The following is a 20,007-nucleotide window of genomic DNA, read 5'->3' as shown; positions in this document are numbered from 1 at the left end:
GAGAAATTATCGCAAATGAGCGATTTTCTAGCCGCCGTAGGTCTTCTCTTCGTCTTCGAAGGGCTGCTCTACGGCGGCTTTCCTTTTTTTGCCAAAAAGCTTGCGCGCGATGCATCAGAAGCGCCCGAAAGCATGTTGCGGATTGCAGGGCTTTCGGCACTGGCAATTGGCGTCTTCATTGTCTGGCTTGTCAGGGGATAAGCCAGTTCATTCATTATATTTCTGCTCACCGCTCTATGCGGGGCCGTAAACAGGCCGTATTTTGCAGCGATCTAAACTTCTGGATTTCTTATCGCAGACAGAAACGGAGCAGAGCTTCATGGCAATTGCACCCAAGGCGAGATTTGCTCGCACCCTTCTAGCAACCGTAGCTCTTGGAGCGATGAGTTTTACAGGGACAGTTGCAATTGGCGCCGCACCTTCGTTCGCCCAGCAAACAGCGCCAATCAGGCAGGGGCCGGGTTCTGTAGCTGATCTGGCCGAAGGCCTTCTGGATGCGGTCGTGAATATTTCGACATCGCAGACCGTCAAGGAAGATGGTGAAGAAGACGGCGGTGTGCCTATGCCACAGGTGCCGGAAGGTTCTCCGTTTCAGGAGTATTTCAACGACTTCTTCAACGATAAGGACGGCGCAAAGAAAAACGATTCGCGCAAAGTGCAATCGCTGGGTTCGGGCTTTGTGATTGATGCCGAAAAAGGCTTTATCGTTACAAACAACCACGTCATTGCCGATGCAGATGAGATTGAAGTGAATTTCGTTGACGGTTCCAAGCTGAAAGCGGAGCTGGTGGGGAAGGACACAAAGACCGATCTTGCCGTGCTGAAAGTTGATCCAACGAAGCATAAGCTTAAATCCGTGCAGTTTGGTAATTCGGACAAGGCGCGCATTGGCGATTGGGTGCTGGCAATCGGTAATCCGTTTGGCCTTGGCGGCACAGTGACTGCCGGTATTATTTCCGCACGCAAGCGCGATATCCAGTCTGGCCCTTATGATGATTTCATCCAGACGGATGCCGCAATCAATCGCGGTAATTCCGGAGGTCCGCTGTTTGATATGGACGGCAAGGTGATCGGCATCAATACGGCGATCTATTCACCATCAGGTGGTTCGATTGGTATCGGTTTTGCCATTCCGGCTGAAATGGCTGTTGGTGTTATCGACCAGCTTAAAGAGTTTGGCGAAGTGCGCCGAGGCTGGCTCGGTGTTCGTATCCAGCCAGTCAGTGATGATATTGCCCAGAGCCTCGGCTTGAAAGAATCTAAAGGCGCATTGATCGCGGGTCTTATCGAAAATTCAGGTGTCGACAATAAAGAGATCAAGGCGGGTGACGTTGTGATCCGTTATGACGGTAAGCCGGTAGAGCGTGCGCGTGACCTGCCGCGCCTTGTTGCCGAAAGCGCTGTCGGGGATGAAGTCGAAGTTGTTGTTGTCCGCGACGGCGAAGAAAAAACTGTAAAGGTCAAGCTTGGCCGTTTGGTCGAAGACGATAAAAGTACCGAGGAAGCGACCGAAGATCAGGCACCTCCGCCAGATATGGAAGAAGGCGAAGAGGGTGAAGAAGTTCCAAACGCTCCTAAGAAGGAGCAAAAGGAACAGGCTGGCACGTCGGTGCTCGGTATGAAGCTTTCGGAAATTAACGACGATGTGCGTGGCGAATTTGGCATTGCCGAAGATGTTGAAGGGGTGGCTGTGCTTTATGTTGCTCCCGGTTCTGCTGCCGGTGAAAAGCGTATCGAAACCGGCGACGTGATTGTCGATATCGGACAGGTTACTGTGAAGTCACCGGCTGACGTGAAGAAGCGAATTGATGCTCTGCGTCGTGAAGGCCGTAAGAATGCACTCCTGATGCTTGCGTCGCGTTCTGGCGAACTGCGTTTTGTGACAATCCGCATCGACTAAACGTTCTTCTCTTAAACAAAAAAGGCGTCGCAACATTTTGCGGCGCCTTTTTTCATTGTCGTTTGAATCATTTAGGCGGGTTAGCTCTGAATGTGATTCAGTTCTTCGTGTGGTTTGCTAAGCGGTAGACGACGTGATGTTTGAGGTGCGGCGTTTCGTCGGGCACATTCGGATGATCGAAATCGCCAGTCTCATCACGAGCCATGCCTATACGCTGCATAACAGATGTTGAACGGTCGTTGTTAAACACTGCAAAGGATACGACCTCGGGCAAGTTCAGTGTTTGGAAGGCATAAGTCAGAAGCGCGTTGCCAGCTTCCGTCACATAGCCTTTGCCCCAGAAACGATGAGCTAGTCGCCAGCCGATTTCAACAGTACCCTTTGGAAAATGCGGTTCAAGATCAGTGCGGGCAAGGCCTGCAAATCCGATGCATTGTCCACTCAGCTTTTCTTCGAGTGCGTAGAAGCCAAATCCAGTTTCAGTAATCATTTTCTGCAGACGCTCAAACAGATCATCCGATTCCGCGCGATTGCGCCGAAATGGAAAGAAACGCATCACGTCAGCATCGGAGTTGATCTCGTGCATTAATTCACGATCTCGATCTTCCCAGTTACGAATAATGAGGCGAGGCGTTTCCAGAATAATCATTCAACGAAATCCGATTTGCGATAGCCCTGAATATAGAGAAGGGAGGTCAGATCACCATGATCGATACGCACTTTTGCCTGCGCTGCTACAGCTGGTTTTGCATGAAGAGCCACACCGGTGCCCGCGAGCTGAATCATGCCAAGATCGTTGGCACCGTCACCCACGGCAATTGCATCCTGCGGGGTGAGGCCAAGACGGTCAGCGATTTCGACCAGCTTTTCAACTTTTGCTTCGCGGCCGAGGATCGGATCGGAAACGGCGCCGCTGAGATGCGCGCCATCATGAAGAAGTGTGTTGGCGCGATCTTCGTTAAAGCCAATCATTTCTGCAACACGGCGTGTGAAGGATGTGAAGCCACCAGACACAAGTGCTGTATAGGCGCCGTGCTTGCGCATGGTGCGCACCAATTCGACACCACCCGGCATCAGCGAAATGCGGGTCGAGATAACCTTGTCGATCACCGACAGTGGCAGACCTTTGAGAAGTGCTACGCGTTCACGAAGTGCTGGTTCGAACTCGATTTCGCCATTCATGGCACGGGCGGTGATCGCCGCAACATGTTCACGAAGACCAGCTTCTTCCGCCAGTTCATCAATGCATTCCTGCTGGATCATAGTGGAATCCATGTCTGCAATCAGAATTTTCTTGCGCCGGCTTTCCTGTTCCTGCACCACGACATCAACTGGAGCGCCATCAAGGGAAGAGCGCAACGCCTGGTCTGCTTCTTCATGGCTTAAACCGGAAGCAAGCGGTATATCGCAGGCGATGCCATCGGCGAGCCAGTAAAGCCCGCTTGCATTCACTGCTGCCGAGGCTTTAATCCCCAAGGACGGAATAAGCGACGCTTTGGCCGGATTGGCAATCAGTGTAGCAACGAGGGAAGCGGATCGGGACATGAGGAGCATTTCCTGCGATGAGTGAAGCGGCGAAGGATGCAATCCTGATAGCTGGCCCGACGGCCAGCGGCAAGTCGGCTCTTGCCCTTCATTTGGCAAAGAAGACCGGCGGCTTCATTGTAAACACCGATTCAATGCAGGTTTATGATGTGCTCGACCTTCTGAGCGCTCGCCCTCAAGCTGACGAGCTACGCGAAGTCGAGCATTTTCTGTACGGCCATGTCGCTCCATCAGTATCCTATTCGACAGGAAAATGGTTTGCAGATGTCGAAGCCATTTTATTGCGTGCGGATCTCAGAACCCGCACACCGATCTTTGTTGGCGGCACCGGGCTTTATTTCCGTGCGCTTTTAGGCGGTCTTTCGCAGATGCCGGAAGTGCCCGCAGATGTGCGCGAGTACTGGCGCAATAGAATGAGTGAAGAAGGGGCAGAAGCGCTCCACACTCATCTTACAGAACTTGATCCGGAAATTGCCGCCACACTGCGCCCGACTGACAGTCAGCGTATTGTGCGTGCGCTGGAGGTGTTTGAAGGAACGGGCAAGTCGCTGCTGCATTGGCAGAAGAATACCGGAACGGCTCTCGTTGATGATGCAAGCGCAACAAAGATCGTGTTGCTGCCCGAACGCAAATGGTTGGGCGAGCGGATTGCTCAACGTTTCAATCTCATGTGGGACCATGGGGCGCTTGATGAAGTGCGCGCGTTGAACGTGCTTCACCTCGATCCGGCATTGCCAGCGATGAAGGCGATCGGCGTGCGCGAGATTTCAGCATTTTTTGCGGGTGAGATGACGCGTGAAGACGCTATCGAACGATCGATTATCGCCACCCGCCAATATGCCAAGCGGCAATCAACATGGTTTCGCAACCAGCTTGACGAGAGCTGGAAGGTGTTCTCCTCTGGTGAAGATGCCCTGTCAGGGCAATAATCTTATCGAGAGGCGCAGTTTGACAGAAGAAAATATCGCGCTTCATACATTTATGCGTTGACGACACGATTTTCGCTGATTAGTCTCGCCGCCATGAACAGAACAGCTCTTATTCTTGTGGTACGTACGCGCATGGGCAGGATGGTGTAACCATCCGGCGAAAGCTCCCATGCGCGAAAGACAGGCTCCCTCGGGGGCCTTTTTTGTTATCTAAACATCAACGAAATTGAATATGTAAAGCAGACGGGAAGTGACGACGATGACGGCAGCAACAAGCGAGGCGGCGACGATCTCCGCGGGGCAACGCGAAATGACCGGCGCGGAAATGGTGGTTCAGGCTATGATCGATCATGGCGTGGAGCATCTTTTTGGTTATCCGGGTGGTGCAGTGCTGCCGATCTATGACGAACTTTTCCAGCAGGACAAAGTTCAACATATTCTGGTTCGTCACGAGCAGGGCGCTGGCCATGCGGCTGAAGGCTATGCACGTTCGACCGGCAAGGTTGGCGTTATGTTGGTGACATCCGGCCCAGGTGCGACCAATGCGGTTACGCCTTTGCAGGACGCGCTGATGGATTCGATCCCGCTGGTCTGCATTTCCGGTCAGGTTCCAACATCACTCATCGGTTCCGACGGCTTTCAGGAAGCGGATACGGTTGGTATCACCCGTCCTTGCACGAAGCACAACTGGCTGGTTCGTGACGTTAATGACCTCTCGCGCATTCTGCACGAAGCGTTCCACATTGCTTCGACAGGTCGTCCGGGTCCGGTTCTGGTTGATATTCCAAAGGATATCCAGTTTGCGACCGGCATCTACACGCCACCGCAGACATCGCCGCGCACCAGCTATCGTCCAACCATTGAAGGTGACAAGTCAGCTATCGCGCAGGCTGTTGAAATGCTGCTGACTGCGAAGAAACCTGTCATCTATTCGGGTGGCGGTGTTATCAATTCTGGTCCTGCTGCAACGAAGCTGCTGCGCGAACTGGTTGAGATCAGCAATTTCCCAATCACCTCGACTTTGATGGGGTTGGGTGCTTATCCTGCATCGGGCAAGAACTGGCTCGGCATGCTCGGTATGCATGGCACATACGAAGCCAACATGACCATGCATGATTGTGATGTCATGCTGTGCGTTGGAGCGCGCTTTGACGACCGTATCACGGGCCGTCTGAATGCATTCGCTCCGCATTCGCGCAAGATTCACATCGATATTGATCCATCGTCGATCAACAAAAACGTTCGCGTTGATGTTCCGATCATCGGTGATGTTGCACATGTTCTGGAAGATATCGTTCGCCAGTTCCGCGCTTCAGCAAAGAAGCCTGAGAAGAATGCGATTGCTGCCTGGTGGGAGCAGATCGACCGCTGGCGTGCTCGCAATTCGCTGGCATATGCGCCAAACAAAGACGTCATCATGCCGCAATATGCGTTGCAGCGTCTGAACGAGCTGACCAAGGACCGTAATACATACATCACCACTGAAGTCGGCCAGCATCAGATGTGGGCTGCGCAGTTCATGGATTTCGACGCGCCAAATCGCTGGATGACATCGGGCGGCCTCGGCACGATGGGTTATGGTCTGCCTGCTGCTCTGGGCGTGCAAATTGCTCATCCTGATGCGCTGGTTATTGATATCGCCGGTGATGCGTCTATCCAGATGTGCATTCAGGAAATGTCGGCTGCGATCCAATATGAAGCGCCGATCAAGATTTTCATCTTGAACAATCAGTATATGGGCATGGTTCGTCAATGGCAGCAGCTGTTGCATGGCAATCGCCTGTCGCATTCCTACACCGAAGCAATGCCTGATTTTGTGAAGCTTGCAGAAGCTTATGGCGCGCATGGCATTCGTTGTGACAAGCCAGAGAAACTCGACGATGCGATCATGGAAATGATTGAGATCAAGAAGCCGGTTATCTTCGATTGCCGCGTTGCTAATCTCGCCAATTGCTTCCCGATGATCCCGTCTGGCAAAGCGCATAATGAAATGCTGTTGCCAGATGAAGCGACTGACGAAGCTGTTGCTAATGCTATCGATGCCAAGGGCCGCGCCCTAGTCTGATCCGGAGTAAAGAACATGAACGCACAAAATCTAGCATCCGGCTCGGCATATTTCATTGCAGCGGATACCCAGACACCAGAAACCCATACGTTATCGGTTCTTGTAGACAATGAACCGGGTGTTCTAGCCCGCGTCATTGGTCTGTTTTCGGGTCGTGGCTACAATATTGAAAGCCTGACGGTTTCTGAAACCGAGCATGAACAGCATCTGTCGCGCATTACTATTGTAACGCGCGGCACGCCGAATGTGCTTGATCAGATCCGCCATCAGCTTGAGCGTATTGTTCCGGTGCATCGCGTGGTCGACATGACGCATCGCGCTGTCGAGCTTGGCCACGAGCGCCCGATCGAGCGCGAACTAGCACTGATTAAAGTAGCAGGCAAAGGCGAAGCACGCGCTGAAACTCTGCGTCTGACCGATGCTTTTAATGCTAAGATTGTTGACGCCACGACCGAACATTTCATTGTTGAGATTACCGGTAAGACGGCCAAGATCGACCAGTTCATTTCGCTGATGAAGCCGCTTGGTCTCGTGGAGATTTGCCGGACCGGCGTGGCTGCAATGAACCGCGGTCCTCAGGGACTCTAAGTTACGTAAATCGAGACAATATCGGTTGAAACCGGCACAATGTTTCGATTGTGCCGGTTTTTTATTGGGCTAATTTGTCCTTGTTAGCTGGATCAATCCAATGTCTTTTGAAATTTTCTTAGCGCTTCTCGTATTCGCCTTTGTTTCTTCCGTTACCCCTGGCCCCAATAATCTGATGCTGCTTGCATCGGGGGTGAACTTCGGTTTTCGGCGCACAGTCCCGCATATGTTGGGCATTGGCGTGGGCTTTTTCGTGCTGCTGCTAGCGGTTGGCTTTGGCCTTGGCGCGCTGATCGAAACGGTGCCGTCATTCTATACATCGCTCAAATTCGCGGGCGGGGCCTATATGCTTTATCTAGCATGGAAAATTGCTACCTCGCGCTCCATCGGGGAATCCAAGGCCAGTGATAGCGGCGTGCCGATGACATTTTTTCAGGCTGCTGCCTTTCAATGGGTTAATCCCAAAGCTTGGGTGATGGCGATCACCGGCATTGCGACCTATGCCAACCACGACAACTACTACGTGGCAGTGCTGTTGGTGAGTTCCGCCTTTGCGATTGTGAACCTGCCGAGCGTGTCGGTCTGGGCGGGTTTTGGCACATTGTTGCGCAACTGGCTTGCCGATCCCACCCGGTTGAAGTGGTTCAATCTGACCATGGCCTTGCTGCTCGTTTTGAGCTTGTGGCCGATGTTAAAATAACGAGTTGAACAGGTGAATGATGTCTGCACTTCCTACCTATGACGATGTGGTATCTGCAGCTGAACTGATTGAAGGGCACGCGCATCGCACGCCCATCTTGACCTCATCGACCATTGATCGCGATACAGGCGCGCAAATCTTTTTCAAATGCGAGAACTTTCAGCGTATCGGAGCGTTCAAGTTTCGTGGGGCATACAATGCCTTGTCGCGCTTTAACGATGAGCAGAAGAAGCGCGGTGTCCTTGCCTTTTCGTCTGGAAACCATGCGCAAGCGATAGCTCTTTCGGCGAAATTGCTCGGCATAGCTGCCACGATTATTATGCCTGAAGACGCGCCCGCTGCAAAACTGGACGCAACGCGAGGCTATGGTGCAAAGGTTGTGACCTATAACCGTTATACTGAAGACCGAGATGCGCTTTCAAAGCAGCTTGCGGAGGAGGGCGGTTTAACACTTATTCCGCCGTTTAATCATCCGCATATCATTGCGGGGCAGGGCACGGCAACCAAAGAGCTGATTGAAGAGGTTGGCCAGCTTGACGCGCTGTTTGTATGCCTTGGTGGAGGCGGTTTGCTGGCGGGTTCTGCTCTTGCGGCCAAAGCGCTTTCACCTTCATGCGATGTCTATGGGGTTGAGCCGGAAGCAGGCAATGACGGCCAACAATCATTCCGTTCTGGCAAGATCGTTCATATTGACGTTCCAAAAACCTTAGCCGATGGCGCGCAGACACAGGCACTTGGCGATATGACATTTGCTGTCATTCAGAACAGCGTTCACGATATTTTGGCAGTCAGTGACAATGATCTGGTGCAAGGCATGAAGTTTTTTGCCAGCCGAATGAAGATGGTGGTCGAACCAACCGGCTGCCTGGCGTTCGCTGGCGCTTTGCAGATGGCGCCAGGACTCAAAGGCAAGCGTATTGGCGTGATCGTCAGTGGTGGCAATGTCGATCTGGAAAGATTTGCAGCGCTGGTTGGCAGCTAAGTTGGGAAAGCGGCCGGAGAGTTACTCCAGCCGCTATTTTTCATTTGAGAAGGGCGTAGCCAAAGGTGTGGCACTCATCGATGCCGCACTGAACGCCGACCGAGACGAAATTAATCACACCAATCGCAATCACATACAGACTGAGAGCAGTTGCCAACACGCGAAGCAGCGATTGATGCGTCAGAGATTTGTGCTGCAATTGCGTGCTGCCGCCCCATACGATGAGTTGAAAAGCGAAGGCAATCAACAACGCCACAGCAATGAGAATCGACCAGACGGGCATATGAAGGCCAAAGACTGAGGTGCCGATATATTCATGCCCAGGGCGAGGGTAGATATCCAGCAATGTCTGCCGCACGGATACGATCAGCAGAAAAAGCGAGAAAATCATACTCATGCCAGTGTTGCGGTATGAAAAACCATGTCGAAACTGCAAAATGATTCCGAAGCAAACACCAAACATCGCAACGCGTTGTAAAAGACAAAGCGGGCAAGGTATTTCGCCATTGGCATATTGCAGCACCATTGCTGCGGTCAAAATTGCTGCGATGACGGCCATCATTCCCAGAAGATAAATCGAGAGAAGAGTGGCTAATGTCTGCTGCTTGTTGGTGTCATGATCTGAGGCTAAATCAATCATGCTGCTGCTCCATCAGATTTTAAACTCGGCGTGAAAGCAGAAGCGAACTGTTGCGGCTTAGGCTGATCGACCACTTCTGTTTGAATCCAAGGCATCCGATAGCCGTATTCAGAACTATATATTTCCCAAAGAAACTGTTTTACGCCCAATGCAAGGCAGAGAACGGCAAGAAATATTGCAACGGACTGACGCCCGAACCATGCGAAAACTAATGAAAGTGCCAAAACTGTAAAAACAAGAAGCATCATGATTGAACTCCTTCTATAAGTTTATACTGAATATGATTTATTAAGTTATGATGAATACGATTAAAGGTACTTATAATTATTTGCATTACTAATTAATTCTTCAATATAATCGCCTCGTTTATTAGCTAACATTGATGGTTTGTTTTGTGTGGCCTCATAGCTTTGATGCTGTTTTGTTCTCCTATTCACTTGTCTTTAAGTGCCGAATCCTGTCTGAACAGGGTATGCAGTTTTCACCGGAACAGGATCAGGCTTTAAAAGCCGTTGGCAAGTGGCTGAAGGAAGGGCGTTCCCCTATCTTCAGGCTGTTTGGTTATGCTGGCACAGGCAAAACCACGCTTGCGCGTTATTTTGCCGAGCATGTGGATGGTGATGTGCAGTTTGCAGCCTTCACCGGCAAGGCCGCGCAGGTGCTACGCTCCAAGGGCGCAAACAATGCGCGCACGCTGCATTCACTGATCTATCGGCCGCGCGGTGAAGAAGCGATTGAAGACGAAACAACCGGTAAGACGTCTATCGCCCCGACATTTTCGCTTAACCGTCAAAGCCCGGTGGCCAAGGCGGCTCTGATTGTTGTGGACGAATGTTCCATGGTTGATGAGCAGCTCGGTCGCGATCTGATGACATTTGGCACACCTATTCTGGTGCTGGGTGATCCGGGACAGTTGCCGCCGATTTCGGGCGGCGGTTTTTTTACTGAGCACGAACCGGATTATCTGCTGACGGAAATTCATCGTCAGGCACGCGATAACCCGATCATCCGTATGGCGCTTGACGTGCGTGAGGGTCGTGAGCTTGCTTATGGCGATGAGGGAAGAGCGAAAGTTATTTCCAAATCTGAGGTCAATCAGGATCTGGTTCTTTCTGCCGATCAGGTTCTCGTTGGCACCAACCGTACACGCAAGCGCTATAATCAGCGGCTGCGCGAGTTGAAGGGTTTTACTGCGGAATACCCCCAGGCCGGCGATAAGCTGGTTTGCCTGCGCAACGATCCGGCCAAGGGGCTTCTGAACGGCTCTCTCTGGAAGGTAATGACCTCGTCCAAGGAAACAGTGAAACCGGGAATTAATTTGCTGGTCTCGCCCGAAGACGAAGACCGAGGCGTCGCCAAGATCAAACTGCTCAAAGCGCAGTTTGAGGACCCGGATGCTGAAATTCCTTGGCAGACCAAGAAGCGTTTCGATGATTTTGATTACGGTTATGCACTGACGGTTCACAAGGCGCAGGGTTCACAGTGGGACAATGTCGTGCTGTTCGATGAAAGCTATGCTTTCCGCGACACGCGCGAGCGCTGGCTTTACACCGCAATCACGCGTGCAGCCGAACAGCTGACAATTGTAAAATAATCATTGTTCCGCTGGTTCGGCGCTTAGCCACTCCCAAGCTTTGGGCTCATCTTCGGATTCGAATGTCTTCATTTCGATGGACAGAAACGGCTGCATGAGCGTGACGCTTGCCTGTATCCATAGCGGGCCGCCAACAATGGCATAACGTCGAAGGTGACGCAGAGATTTTGCACGCATCGACAACATGCTCTCCGAAAATGCTGAACCCCAATCCACGCCGTCATAGCCGGTCAGGCGGATGAGCAGGTCGATTTCATCATGGCCTTCATAGGCTGCATCGAGCAGTCCATAAAGATTTTCGAGAGAAGCATCATCGAGATGGCCCTCGATAGCAAAAGCAAAGACATCTTCACGATTGGTTGGAATGCGACGGATGACAGGAATGTCCTCGTTGCGCATCGTTGACCTCCGGTTCTTAGAACGTCGTGTTATTTCACTAAAACGCCTCTCAGGGGATAAAGGTTGCGGCAGGCCTTCAAAATTAGCAATCCCTATATTGGTTCGAGGTGTGACAGGAAAACACTCACACTTTTCAATGGCTGACGATATAAAGCCTCATATCGAATTGAAGGAGCGAAGCTCTATGCCTGCAAAATTGTCCGTCAATCTCAACGCTATAGCCATGTTGCGTAATCGGCGAGATCTTCCTTGGCCGAGTGTGACCGGTCTAGGACGAGCGGCGCTTGCAGCAGGAGCGGCTGGCTTGACGGTGCATCCGCGTCCTGATCAGCGTCATATTCGTTTTACCGATCTTGGCGATATCCGCGCATTGATCGATGATGAATACCCGCAGGCTGAGTTCAACATTGAAGGCTTTCCAACAGAAGCCTTTCTGGAACTGGTTGAAAAGCATCAACCTGAGCAGGTGACGTTGGTTCCTGATGATCCGATGCAGGCAACTTCCGATCACGGTTGGGACTTTGAAACCAAATCCGATTTCCTGGAACCGATCGTTCAGCGGCTGAAATCAAAGGGAATGCGTGTATCGTTATTTGCTGACCCTGATCCGCTTGGTTACGAAAAGGCCAAGGCAATTGGCGCAGACCGCATTGAGCTCTATACGGGCCCATATGGAGCGACTTATGATGATCCGGCTGCCGCTACACAGGAACTGAGCCGTCTCGGCAAAGCTGCAGATGCAGCAACGGCGCTCGGGCTCGCAATCAATGCAGGGCACGATCTGACAGTTGAAAATCTCCCAGCTTTGGTGAAACGTGTACCGCAGTTAAGCGAAGTGTCGATTGGGCACGGTCTGACCGCAGATGCTTTAATGTATGGTATGCCGGTGACCGTTAGCCGATACATTGCAGCCTTGGCTGGATAGGCTTTACGAAAATGCATGGCTGACAATGGAGCTTTGCGAAATCTGCATTTGTGCGCGGGCGTGACAAGATATAGACCGCCCGCCACAGAATAACCACGCTCCGAGGTGCGCTGGGTCATTTGAGGGAAGCATACATGAAGTTTTCCGCAGTCCGAGCTTCACGCTTCAGCGGTGAGTTAGCCTACTTTTCTTTAAAGAGTTTAACTTTGACACTTCAGGCATTTGACTGATACCGAACTTGCATGGGAACCTTTGCAGCGATCATGTATTCCCTAGCTGTTGACGGTTTGTTTAACTCCCAGGCGCTCTGATATCCAATCCCGATACTTACGACCTCACGAGGTGTCTGCATATGAGCAGCGAGCAACCAGATAAGAACACGCCAGTCGCAGGAGATGCGCAGGCGGGTTCTCAAAATACGCTGCCTGCTGGCGTTTCTCCAGAGAACTCGATTGCTTCGGAAGAAAACGACCATTCCCATGACAGTATGAAGATGCTGGTGCTCGGTGCTCTCGGCGTCGTTTATGGTGATATTGGTACGAGCCCGATCTACGCCTTCCGCGAAGCATTGCACGCGGCAACTTCGGATGGGTTTCTTTCCAGAAGTGATATTCTGGGTGTCGTTTCTCTGATCTTCTGGGCGCTTCTGCTCGTTGTGACGGTGAAATATGTGATCTTCGTGCTGCGTGCCGACAATAATGGCGAAGGCGGCATTCTCTCTTTGATGGCTTTGGTAAGGGCTGCCCTTAAAGGGCGGCCCGACATCGTTCTGGCAGCTGGTATTTGCGGAGCGGCGCTGTTCTTTGGCGATGCGGTCATTACGCCTGCGATTTCGGTGTTGTCTGCGGTGGAAGGGGTGCAGATTGTTGCGCCCCATATGACGCCCTTTGTGGTGCCCATTACCGTGGTTATTCTCGTGGTTCTTTTCTCAATCCAGAAGTACGGAACGGGCAAGGTTGCGATTGTTTTCGGGCCGATCATGGCGGTGTGGTTTCTGGCCCTCGGTGCGTCCGGTCTTTGGCATATTTTTGACGATCCGACAGTAATGGCAGCGCTTAATCCTTATTATGCCCTGCGTTTTCTTGTCGTGAGCCCCGGTGTCGCCTTCATTACTGTAGGCGCAGTCTTTCTTGCCATGACAGGCGCTGAAGCGCTTTACGCTGATCTCGGTCATTTTGGCCGTAAGCCAATCGTTCGAGCTTGGCTTTGGATTGTGTTTCCGTGCCTTCTACTTAACTATTTCGGACAGGCGGCATTCGTGTTGTCCCATGGTGAAGCGGCGGCGTTGCCTTTCTTCCAGATGATGCCGGATTTTGCGCTCTGGCCGATGGTGCTTCTGGCGACAGCTGCCACTGTGATTGCCAGTCAGGCCGTCATCAGCGGCGCGTTTTCTGTGGCGCGTCAGGCGGTTCAGCTTAACATTCTGCCGCGTCTTGAAATCCAGCACACGTCGGAAAAACTGCACGGACAAATCTACATTCCGCGCGTCAATCTGCTGCTTGGTCTTACGGTCATCATTCTCGTTCTCGGGTTTGAGAAGTCGAACAATCTGGCATCTGCTTACGGTATCGCCGTGACGGGCAATATGCTGGTCACGACCGGTCTTCTTTATTTTGTCATGACTCGCATCTGGAACTGGCGTGTCAGCCGCGCTGCTCCCTTGATCGCAGGCTTTCTGGTCATTGATGTGATGTTCTTCAGCGCCAATATCATCAAGGTGCATGATGGCGGCTGGGCGTCGATAACCTTTGCGCTTATTCTTGTGGTCATCATGTGGACATGGGTGCGCGGCACGCGCCACCTGTTCCAAAAGACACGCAAGGCGGAGGTGCCGCTCGATCTCATCGTCGAGCAGATGAACAAGCGTCCGCCGACAATTGTTCCGGGAACGGCTGTGTTTCTGACAGGTGATCCCAAGAGCGCGCCGACGGCACTCATGCATAGTCTCAAGCACTATAAGGTTCTGCACCAGAACAATGTTATTCTGACTGTTGTAACGGCTTCCAAGCCTTGGGTGTCGAGTGCTGACCGTGCGCGTGTTTCGCAGTTCAATGAACGCTTCATGCAGGTCACGCTGACATTTGGCTATATGCAGCAACCGAATATTCCGCGAGCGCTGGGACTTTGCCGAAAACTCGGCTGGAAGTTCGACATCATGACGACGTCTTTCTTCCTGTCACGTCGCTGGCTCAAGGCTTCCGCACATTCCGGTTTGCCGCTCTGGCAGGATAAGCTTTTCATCCTGCTTGCTCGTACGGCCTCTGATGCGACGGAATATTTCCAGATCCCAACAGGTCGTGTTGTGGAAATAGGCACGCAAGTTAATCTCTAAGGCATGAAGCCAGATATCCATGTTTTTAAAGGGCGCCTTCTGAGAAGTTGATTCCGGAAGGCGCCCCTTCTTTTTGAATTTGTTTGCTTCTTTCCAGTTGTCGAAACGAAGCTCCAAGCGGTGCTCGGATCGCAATTCTAAAATCTTCCATCTTGTTGAAAAATCCTGCTTGACGGTCTCACAAGCACAGATTAATAAACGGAACCGTACCGTACGGTACAAGGTGGAGGGATTGATCCGTGACTGATAAAAGCGACGAATTGCAGGCTCAGAAGCAGCCGTCTTTTTCGCCGCGTCAGAACGATGTTCTGGAGCAGGCGTTGCGCCTTCTTGTCGAAGGCGGGGACCGCGCTTTGACGACGGCGAGCATTGCGCGTGCTGCCAATTGCTCCAAGGAAAGCCTTTATAAATGGTTTGGCGATCGCGATGGTCTGCTAACCGCAATGGTTCGCTGGCAGGCATCGAAGGTTCGTGTCGTGCCGGTAGCTCGCGAGAAGCTTGACGCGGAATCGCTTTTCTCAAGCCTTGAACATTTTGCGCGTGACTGGCTGCTGGTGCTGTCTGGTCCAACATCGATTGCATTGAACCGTCTGGCTGTCAGCCACACGGCATCGGGCAAATCGGCACTTGGTGACATCGTTCTCGCCAATGGTCCGGTGGCGATGGCAAAGCGTCTCAAGCCGATCCTTGAAATGGGTCAGGAAGCAAAGCTTTTGGCTTTTGACGATATCGACGAAGCTTTTCGTGCATTTTTCGGACTTGTCGTTCGGGACATGCAGATCCGGTTGCTGCTTGGCGACCGGCTGGAACTGACTGACGAAGTGGTCATCCGGGACGCCCGGCGTGCCACAAAGCAGTTTTTCGCTCTTTACGGGGCATAACCAACGGCCAACGCGAGGAAGCCGCAGAGCAATCTGAAAAATAATCTGAATGAAGGGAATACGAAAATGCGCGTTTATTACGATCGTGATGCAGACGTTAATCTGATCAAGTCGAAGAAGGTTGTTATCGTCGGTTACGGTAGCCAGGGCCGTGCCCATGCACTGAACCTCAAGGACTCCGGCGCTGCCAACGTGCGCATCGCTCTTCGTGAAGGTTCGGCAACGGTCAAGAAGGCCGAAGCTGATGGCTTCGAAGTGATGAACGTTGCTGATGCTGCCAAGTGGGGCGATGTCCTCATGATGGCAACCCCTGATGAACTTCAGGCTGACATCTACAAAGACCACATTCAGGATAACATCCGTGACGGCGCAGCAATTGCTTTCGCTCATGGCCTTAATGTTCACTTCGGCCTGATTGAGCCAAAGAAGTCGGTTGACGTTGTCATGATCGCACCAAAGGGCCCAGGCCACACGGTTCGCGGCGAATACCAGAAAGGCGGCGGCGTTCCTTGCCTCATCGCTATCCATCAGGATGCTTCGGGCAACGCACATGATCTCGCTCTGTCTTACGCTTCGGGCGTTGGCGGCGGCCGTTCGGGCGTTATCGAAACCACCTTCAAGGAAGAGTGCGAAACCGATCTGTTCGGTGAGCAGGCTGTTCTTTGCGGCGGCGTTGTTGAACTCATCCGCACCGGCTTTGAAGTTCTCGTAGAAGCTGGCTATGCACCAGAAATGGCTTACTTCGAGTGCCTGCACGAAATGAAGCTCATCGTAGACCTGATCTACGAAGGCGGCATTGCGAACATGAACTACTCGATCTCCAACACCGCTGAATGGGGCGAATACGTCACTGGTCCACGCATCATCACTGCAGAAACCAAGGAAGAAATGAAGCGCGTTCTGAAGGACATTCAGACCGGCAAGTTCACCTCCGATTGGATGCAGGAATACCGTGCAGGTGCAGCTCGCTTCAAGGGTATCCGTCGTAACAACGACAGCCACCAGATCGAAGAAGTTGGCGAAAAGCTCCGCGGCATGATGCCATGGATCGCAGCGAACAAGCTCGTCGACAAGGCACGCAACTAAAAATCTGCGATATTCAGACTCTGGCCGTCTGCAAATGGCGCTTTGTTTCGCTTACCTAGGCTCACGTACTTTATGTACGCTCCGCTCCGGTTCTCACAAAACGCCATTTTCGAGTAGAGCGCCGTGCGCCCGAATGGGCGCACAAAGGTCGCTCTAATTTTAAGATAGACGCATCGATCTGTCCAAAAGTCGAAAACGATTTTTGGGACGATGCGTCGGCCATAAGTCAGAATCTCATCAGATTTTAGGTGCTCGATGATCAGACAAAAAGGGGGCGTTTCTTACGCCCCTTTCATGCATAGGGATTTGGTCGTGTGAAATGTAGCGCACGAAAAGATCGTCGGATGCTTTTGGAATTTGTGTTTTGTGCGTCATTTGGCCAAAACAATTCAGAATATCTTTATTCCGTCTCAGCATGGAAGAAAGTGTTCTCGTTAGCAATAAATTGCGCTATCGCTAGAACTTTATCTGGCAAGGTTTGAGGAGGCTTTGCCTCCACCGTATTGAGGAGATTTCCCGTGTTGGACTGGGAAACTGTATTTGCAACGCGCTCGAAACGTATGCGCGCTTCGGAAATCCGTGAACTTCTAAAACTGCTGGAACGTCCGGATATTATTTCCTTTGCTGGCGGTATTCCCGATCCGGCGCTGTTTCCACATGCTGAATTCCAGAGCGCTTATCAGGACATCTTTGGTGGCCCTGAAGCCAATGCAGCTCTGCAATATTCGGTATCTGAAGGTTACAAGCCGCTCCGCACCTGGTTGGTGAGTGAACTCGCCAAGATCGGTATTCCTTGTACCGAAGACAACGTCTTTATCACGTCCGGTTCGCAGCAAGCACTTGACTATCTAGGCAAGCTTTTCATCTCGCCAAATGACACGGCACTGGTGACGGCACCGACCTATCTTGGCGCGTTGCAGGCGTTTAACGCCTACGAGCCGACCTATGACATTCTCTCGCTGAATGGCAATCGCACACCGGATTCCTATAAGCAGGCAGCGGAAAATGCCGGCGGTCAGGTTAAGTTTGCCTATCTTTCGGCAGATTTCAGCAACCCGACCGGCGAAACAGTTGATCGTGCAGGTCGTGAGAAGTTGCTGGCCGATGCTGATGAGCTGAATGTGCCGATTATCGAAGACGCTGCTTATCAGTATCTGCGTTACAACGGCGAAGCGATTGCGCCGATCCTGTCGATGGATATTGCGCGTCACGGCGGTGATATCGAAAAGACCCGCACGATCTATTGCGGCTCATTCTCGAAGACCCTCGCACCTGGCCTGCGCGTCGGTTACGTGGTTGCTTCGCAGTCGGTTATCCGCAAGCTGGTTCTGATGAAGCAGGCGGCTGATCTTCATTCTTCGACGATCAACCAGATTGCCATCCATCGTGTTGCTTCGACTGGTTTTGACAGCCAAGTCGCTAAGCTGCATAGCGTTTACAAGCATCGCCGCGATAAGATGCTGGAAGCACTTGCTAAATATATGCCGGAAGGCACTGACTGGACCAAGCCGGAAGGCGGCATGTTCATCTGGGTCACGCTTCCAAAGGGCATGGACGGTGCTGCATTGCTTGCCGCATCGATTGAAAGCGAGAAAGTGGCATTTGTGCCGGGCAAGGCCTTCTTTGCGGATGGCACGGGTGCCAATACGCTGCGTCTGAGCTATTCATGCGCTAATGATGAAATGATTGATGAAGGTATCATGCGTCTGGGACGCTTGATCCGCGCGTATTCCAAATCGGAAGCAGCATAAGAAATAAACGAGCCGGGCATTGCCCGGCTTTTTTATTGAAAAGGCGAATTACAGCCGGTACGCGGCCCTGCCAAGGGCTGGTATGTGTTGTCCGACGTACGATAACTGCGGTAACGATTTGAGCACCATGAAATATGGTTGCTGCTTGGACCGAAGGTGGTGACAGGCTTGCGATTGGATGGGCGAACTTGAAGCGGGTCGCCATTCTTGTAGATCGGGATGCCTTCGCGCGAGATGTAATTGCCACTGTCGCGGCACCCCACGCCGTAACACTTACTTGATCCTGCTTGTGGCTGATAAGTCCGCGGCAGCCCGCCAGCGATAGGGGGCGTGCTTGGACGCAAAGACGGCACGTAGGGCGTATTTAGGTCAACCGCTGCAGCTCTGCCAACAAGGTTTGCTGCAAAGAGACCTGAGCAAAGTGCGATGTACCGTATCTTATCAAGCATTTTCGGTGTCCTGATTTCCAGACTTTATATGGTGGCTTTTCTGATCAAAACCAGCGCGGCTGTGCAATTTTGAAAAGAACCACTTGCCAATCATAGCGCAAGTGGTGAGATTGCGCGGGCATGTTTACGATAGCAACCTTCAATGTCGAAAATCTGATGCGCCGGTTTGATTTTTCCGGCTTTCGCAATGAATTGCATCAGGATCGCTCGCTCAAGCTCTTCGAGATCGGCGATGAAACGCAATACCGTCTGCTGGAGCAGGCGCGGGCGATTGCCCATACCGATGACACACGGCAGATGACGGCGCTGGCAATAGCCGAAACACGGACCGATGTGCTTTGCCTGCAAGAAGTCGATAATCTCGCTGCCCTCAATGCGTTTGAATATGGCTATCTTTTCAAGATGGTCGGGCAGGGCTATCGCAATAAGTATCTGATTGACGGCAATGATAGCCGAGGCATCGACGTTGCCGTGATGGCACGCGATACGACGCGTGATGGCCAGCGGATTGAAGTGCTGGAAGTCACCAGCCACGCGCATCTGACCTATAAGGATCTTGATCTTTATCAGCCGGTGCTTGCTGAGCTGGGACTTGAACCGCATGATCGCATTTTTAAGCGCGATTGTCTTTGTCTCGATATGCGTATCGACGGCAAGCCATTGACGCTTTTTGTTGTTCACCTGAAATCAATGGGCGGTGCCCGTAACGGGCTTGATGGTCGCACTGCATCCTTGCCGGTCAGACAGGCAGAAACGCGGGCGATCCGTCACATTATCGAAGAGAAGTTTGGCGCAGGGCACACTTCGGGTAAGCGCTGGCTCATTTGCGGTGATTTCAACGACTACCGTGAACGCGTCATCATCGAAGGCGATGAGTGGAACGGTTATCAATTCTCGCCTGTGAAGGAAGCTGCCAGTGCTCTGGATACGCTGCTGAGCGATGGCTTCGCCATCAATCTTGTGGAGCGCCGCCCTGAAATGGACCGCTGGACGCTCTATCACACCCGCGGACCGCAGGAACGCCATCTTTGCCAGCTTGATTACATTCTTGCGTCGCCAACTCTGGCTGACAAAAACGGTGGTGCGATTCCGAAGATTATCCGTCGGGGCCAGCCCTGGCGCACGGTTTTCCCGCCAGGACAAGAAGTTGATCGTTATCCACGGACTGGATGGGATCGTCCTAAGGCCAGTGACCATTGCCCCGTGGCTGTCACGCTGAACATTGTTTGAGAATGGGACGG

At 52.2% G+C, this 20,007-nt stretch carries 20 protein-coding genes; 14 read left to right on the top strand and 6 right to left on the bottom strand.

Translation table 11 applies throughout. The features are described 5' to 3' along the window. Window positions 1-15 precede the first annotated feature (15 nt). Together KMS41_06900 and KMS41_06895 are read left to right on the top strand one after the other, a co-directional pair. Window positions 16-201: a DUF2065 family protein gene (locus KMS41_06900; protein ID QWK76848.1), complete on the top strand. Its 186-nt coding sequence runs from the start codon at window positions 16-18 to the stop codon at window positions 199-201. 118 nt (window positions 202-319) lie between these two features. After that, window positions 320-1,900 carry a Do family serine endopeptidase gene (locus KMS41_06895; protein ID QWK76847.1) on the top strand — a complete coding sequence of 527 codons (1,581 nt, stop codon included), beginning with the start codon at window positions 320-322 and terminating at the stop codon, window positions 1,898-1,900. A gap of 97 nt (window positions 1,901-1,997) precedes the next feature. On the opposite strand, the gene KMS41_06890 is transcribed toward KMS41_06895, so the two are convergent. Further along, on the bottom strand, window positions 1,998-2,549 hold the full coding sequence (locus tag KMS41_06890) for a GNAT family N-acetyltransferase (GenBank protein QWK76846.1): 552 nt from the start codon (window positions 2,547-2,549) through the stop codon (window positions 1,998-2,000). After that, window positions 2,546-3,445 (bottom strand): phosphoserine phosphatase SerB, encoded by a 900-nt coding sequence (serB, locus tag KMS41_06885; GenBank protein ID QWK76845.1) that lies wholly within the window; start codon window positions 3,443-3,445, stop codon window positions 2,546-2,548. The genes KMS41_06890 and serB overlap by 4 nt, the downstream gene beginning before the upstream one ends. 17 nt (window positions 3,446-3,462) lie before the next feature. Between serB and miaA the strand changes: the two genes are divergently transcribed. The 5 genes from miaA to KMS41_06860 all read left to right on the top strand — a co-directional run bounded on the left by miaA (window position 3,463) and on the right by KMS41_06860 (window position 8,709). Further along, on the top strand, window positions 3,463-4,374 hold the full coding sequence (gene miaA, locus KMS41_06880) for a tRNA (adenosine(37)-N6)-dimethylallyltransferase MiaA (GenBank protein ID QWK76844.1): 912 nt from the start codon (window positions 3,463-3,465) through the stop codon (window positions 4,372-4,374). A gap of 310 nt (window positions 4,375-4,684) precedes the next feature. Then, the gene (locus tag KMS41_06875; protein QWK78802.1) at window positions 4,685-6,439 is read left to right on the top strand and encodes an acetolactate synthase 3 large subunit; all 1,755 of its coding nucleotides are present in this window, start codon (window positions 4,685-4,687) and stop codon (window positions 6,437-6,439) included. A gap of 15 nt (window positions 6,440-6,454) precedes the next feature. After that, window positions 6,455-7,027, top strand: coding sequence for an acetolactate synthase small subunit (gene ilvN / locus KMS41_06870; protein QWK76843.1), 573 nt, complete (start codon window positions 6,455-6,457; stop codon window positions 7,025-7,027). Between the two features lie 100 nt (window positions 7,028-7,127). Further along, window positions 7,128-7,727 carry a LysE family translocator gene (locus tag KMS41_06865; protein ID QWK76842.1) on the top strand — a complete coding sequence of 200 codons (600 nt, stop codon included), beginning with the start codon at window positions 7,128-7,130 and terminating at the stop codon, window positions 7,725-7,727. A 19-nt stretch (window positions 7,728-7,746) separates the two neighbouring features. Then, window positions 7,747-8,709: a threo-3-hydroxy-L-aspartate ammonia-lyase gene (locus KMS41_06860; GenBank protein QWK78801.1), complete on the top strand. Its 963-nt coding sequence runs from the start codon at window positions 7,747-7,749 to the stop codon at window positions 8,707-8,709. Window positions 8,710-8,749: 40 nt separating this feature from the next. Here the strand turns inward: KMS41_06860 and KMS41_06855 are convergent, their stop codons facing one another. After that, the gene (locus KMS41_06855; protein ID QWK78800.1) at window positions 8,750-9,271 is read right to left on the bottom strand and encodes a disulfide bond formation protein B; all 522 of its coding nucleotides are present in this window, start codon (window positions 9,269-9,271) and stop codon (window positions 8,750-8,752) included. Between the two features lie 74 nt (window positions 9,272-9,345). Further along, complete coding sequence (locus KMS41_06850; GenBank protein QWK78863.1) at window positions 9,346-9,597, bottom strand: hypothetical protein; 252 nt, start codon at window positions 9,595-9,597, stop codon at window positions 9,346-9,348. Window positions 9,598-9,821: 224 nt separating this feature from the next. Between KMS41_06850 and KMS41_06845 the strand changes: the two genes are divergently transcribed. Continuing rightward, the gene (locus tag KMS41_06845; GenBank protein QWK76841.1) at window positions 9,822-10,943 is read left to right on the top strand and encodes an ATP-dependent RecD-like DNA helicase; all 1,122 of its coding nucleotides are present in this window, start codon (window positions 9,822-9,824) and stop codon (window positions 10,941-10,943) included. Here KMS41_06845 and KMS41_06840 read toward each other — a convergent pair whose 3' ends face one another. Then, window positions 10,944-11,342, bottom strand: coding sequence for an STAS/SEC14 domain-containing protein (locus KMS41_06840; protein QWK76840.1), 399 nt, complete (start codon window positions 11,340-11,342; stop codon window positions 10,944-10,946). A gap of 184 nt (window positions 11,343-11,526) precedes the next feature. Between KMS41_06840 and KMS41_06835 the strand changes: the two genes are divergently transcribed. The 5 genes from KMS41_06835 to KMS41_06815 all read left to right on the top strand — a co-directional run bounded on the left by KMS41_06835 (window position 11,527) and on the right by KMS41_06815 (window position 18,317). Continuing rightward, complete coding sequence (locus KMS41_06835; protein QWK76839.1) at window positions 11,527-12,267, top strand: pyridoxine 5'-phosphate synthase; 741 nt, start codon at window positions 11,527-11,529, stop codon at window positions 12,265-12,267. Window positions 12,268-12,619: 352 nt separating this feature from the next. Beyond that, window positions 12,620-14,599: a potassium transporter Kup gene (locus KMS41_06830; GenBank protein ID QWK76838.1), complete on the top strand. Its 1,980-nt coding sequence runs from the start codon at window positions 12,620-12,622 to the stop codon at window positions 14,597-14,599. A 239-nt stretch (window positions 14,600-14,838) separates the two neighbouring features. Next, on the top strand, window positions 14,839-15,480 hold the full coding sequence (locus KMS41_06825; protein QWK76837.1) for a TetR/AcrR family transcriptional regulator: 642 nt from the start codon (window positions 14,839-14,841) through the stop codon (window positions 15,478-15,480). Between the two features lie 66 nt (window positions 15,481-15,546). After that, window positions 15,547-16,566, top strand: a complete 1,020-nt coding sequence (gene ilvC, locus KMS41_06820) for a ketol-acid reductoisomerase (protein QWK76836.1) — start codon at window positions 15,547-15,549, stop codon at window positions 16,564-16,566. Window positions 16,567-17,084: 518 nt separating this feature from the next. After that, window positions 17,085-18,317 carry a PLP-dependent aminotransferase family protein gene (locus KMS41_06815; GenBank protein QWK76835.1) on the top strand — a complete coding sequence of 411 codons (1,233 nt, stop codon included), beginning with the start codon at window positions 17,085-17,087 and terminating at the stop codon, window positions 18,315-18,317. A gap of 32 nt (window positions 18,318-18,349) precedes the next feature. On the opposite strand, the gene KMS41_06810 is transcribed toward KMS41_06815, so the two are convergent. Then, on the bottom strand, window positions 18,350-18,766 hold the full coding sequence (locus KMS41_06810; protein ID QWK76834.1) for a BA14K family protein: 417 nt from the start codon (window positions 18,764-18,766) through the stop codon (window positions 18,350-18,352). Between the two features lie 120 nt (window positions 18,767-18,886). Here KMS41_06810 and KMS41_06805 point away from each other — a divergent pair, with 120 nt between their 5' ends. Continuing rightward, a complete protein-coding gene (locus KMS41_06805; protein ID QWK76833.1) occupies window positions 18,887-19,996 on the top strand; it encodes an endonuclease/exonuclease/phosphatase family protein in 1,110 nt (369 codons plus the stop codon). The last annotated feature ends 11 nt before the right edge of the window (window positions 19,997-20,007 follow it).

This window comes from Ochrobactrum sp. BTU1, assembly GCA_018798825.1.
Classification (GTDB): Bacteria; Pseudomonadota; Alphaproteobacteria; order Rhizobiales; family Rhizobiaceae; genus Brucella.
Note: the sequence above shows the minus strand (reverse complement) of the source record. Positions and strands in the feature narration are given on the sequence as shown.

Bases quoted from the DNA above. Each gene is read 5' to 3' on its own strand.
- KMS41_06850 (QWK78863.1), bottom strand. From the start codon at position 9,597: ATGATGCTTCTTGTTTTTACAGTTTTGGCACTTTCATTAGTTTTCGCA.
- KMS41_06890 (QWK76846.1), bottom strand. From the start codon at position 2,549: ATGATTATTCTGGAAACGCCTCGCCTCATTATTCGTAACTGGGAAGAT.
- serB (QWK76845.1), bottom strand. From the start codon at position 3,445: ATGTCCCGATCCGCTTCCCTCGTTGCTACACTGATTGCCAATCCGGCC.
- ilvN (QWK76843.1), top strand. From the start codon at position 6,455: ATGAACGCACAAAATCTAGCATCCGGCTCGGCATATTTCATTGCAGCG.
- KMS41_06895 (QWK76847.1), top strand. From the start codon at position 320: ATGGCAATTGCACCCAAGGCGAGATTTGCTCGCACCCTTCTAGCAACC.
- KMS41_06875 (QWK78802.1), top strand. From the start codon at position 4,685: ATGACCGGCGCGGAAATGGTGGTTCAGGCTATGATCGATCATGGCGTG.
- KMS41_06830 (QWK76838.1), top strand. From the start codon at position 12,620: ATGAGCAGCGAGCAACCAGATAAGAACACGCCAGTCGCAGGAGATGCG.
- miaA (QWK76844.1), top strand. From the start codon at position 3,463: ATGAGTGAAGCGGCGAAGGATGCAATCCTGATAGCTGGCCCGACGGCC.
- KMS41_06855 (QWK78800.1), bottom strand. From the start codon at position 9,271: ATGATGGCCGTCATCGCAGCAATTTTGACCGCAGCAATGGTGCTGCAA.
- KMS41_06845 (QWK76841.1), top strand. From the start codon at position 9,822: ATGCAGTTTTCACCGGAACAGGATCAGGCTTTAAAAGCCGTTGGCAAG.
- KMS41_06805 (QWK76833.1), top strand. From the start codon at position 18,887: ATGTTTACGATAGCAACCTTCAATGTCGAAAATCTGATGCGCCGGTTT.
- KMS41_06835 (QWK76839.1), top strand. From the start codon at position 11,527: ATGCCTGCAAAATTGTCCGTCAATCTCAACGCTATAGCCATGTTGCGT.
- KMS41_06865 (QWK76842.1), top strand. From the start codon at position 7,128: ATGTCTTTTGAAATTTTCTTAGCGCTTCTCGTATTCGCCTTTGTTTCT.
- KMS41_06900 (QWK76848.1), top strand. From the start codon at position 16: ATGAGCGATTTTCTAGCCGCCGTAGGTCTTCTCTTCGTCTTCGAAGGG.
- KMS41_06840 (QWK76840.1), bottom strand. From the start codon at position 11,342: ATGCGCAACGAGGACATTCCTGTCATCCGTCGCATTCCAACCAATCGT.
- ilvC (QWK76836.1), top strand. From the start codon at position 15,547: ATGCGCGTTTATTACGATCGTGATGCAGACGTTAATCTGATCAAGTCG.
- KMS41_06860 (QWK78801.1), top strand. From the start codon at position 7,747: ATGTCTGCACTTCCTACCTATGACGATGTGGTATCTGCAGCTGAACTG.
- KMS41_06810 (QWK76834.1), bottom strand. From the start codon at position 18,766: ATGCTTGATAAGATACGGTACATCGCACTTTGCTCAGGTCTCTTTGCA.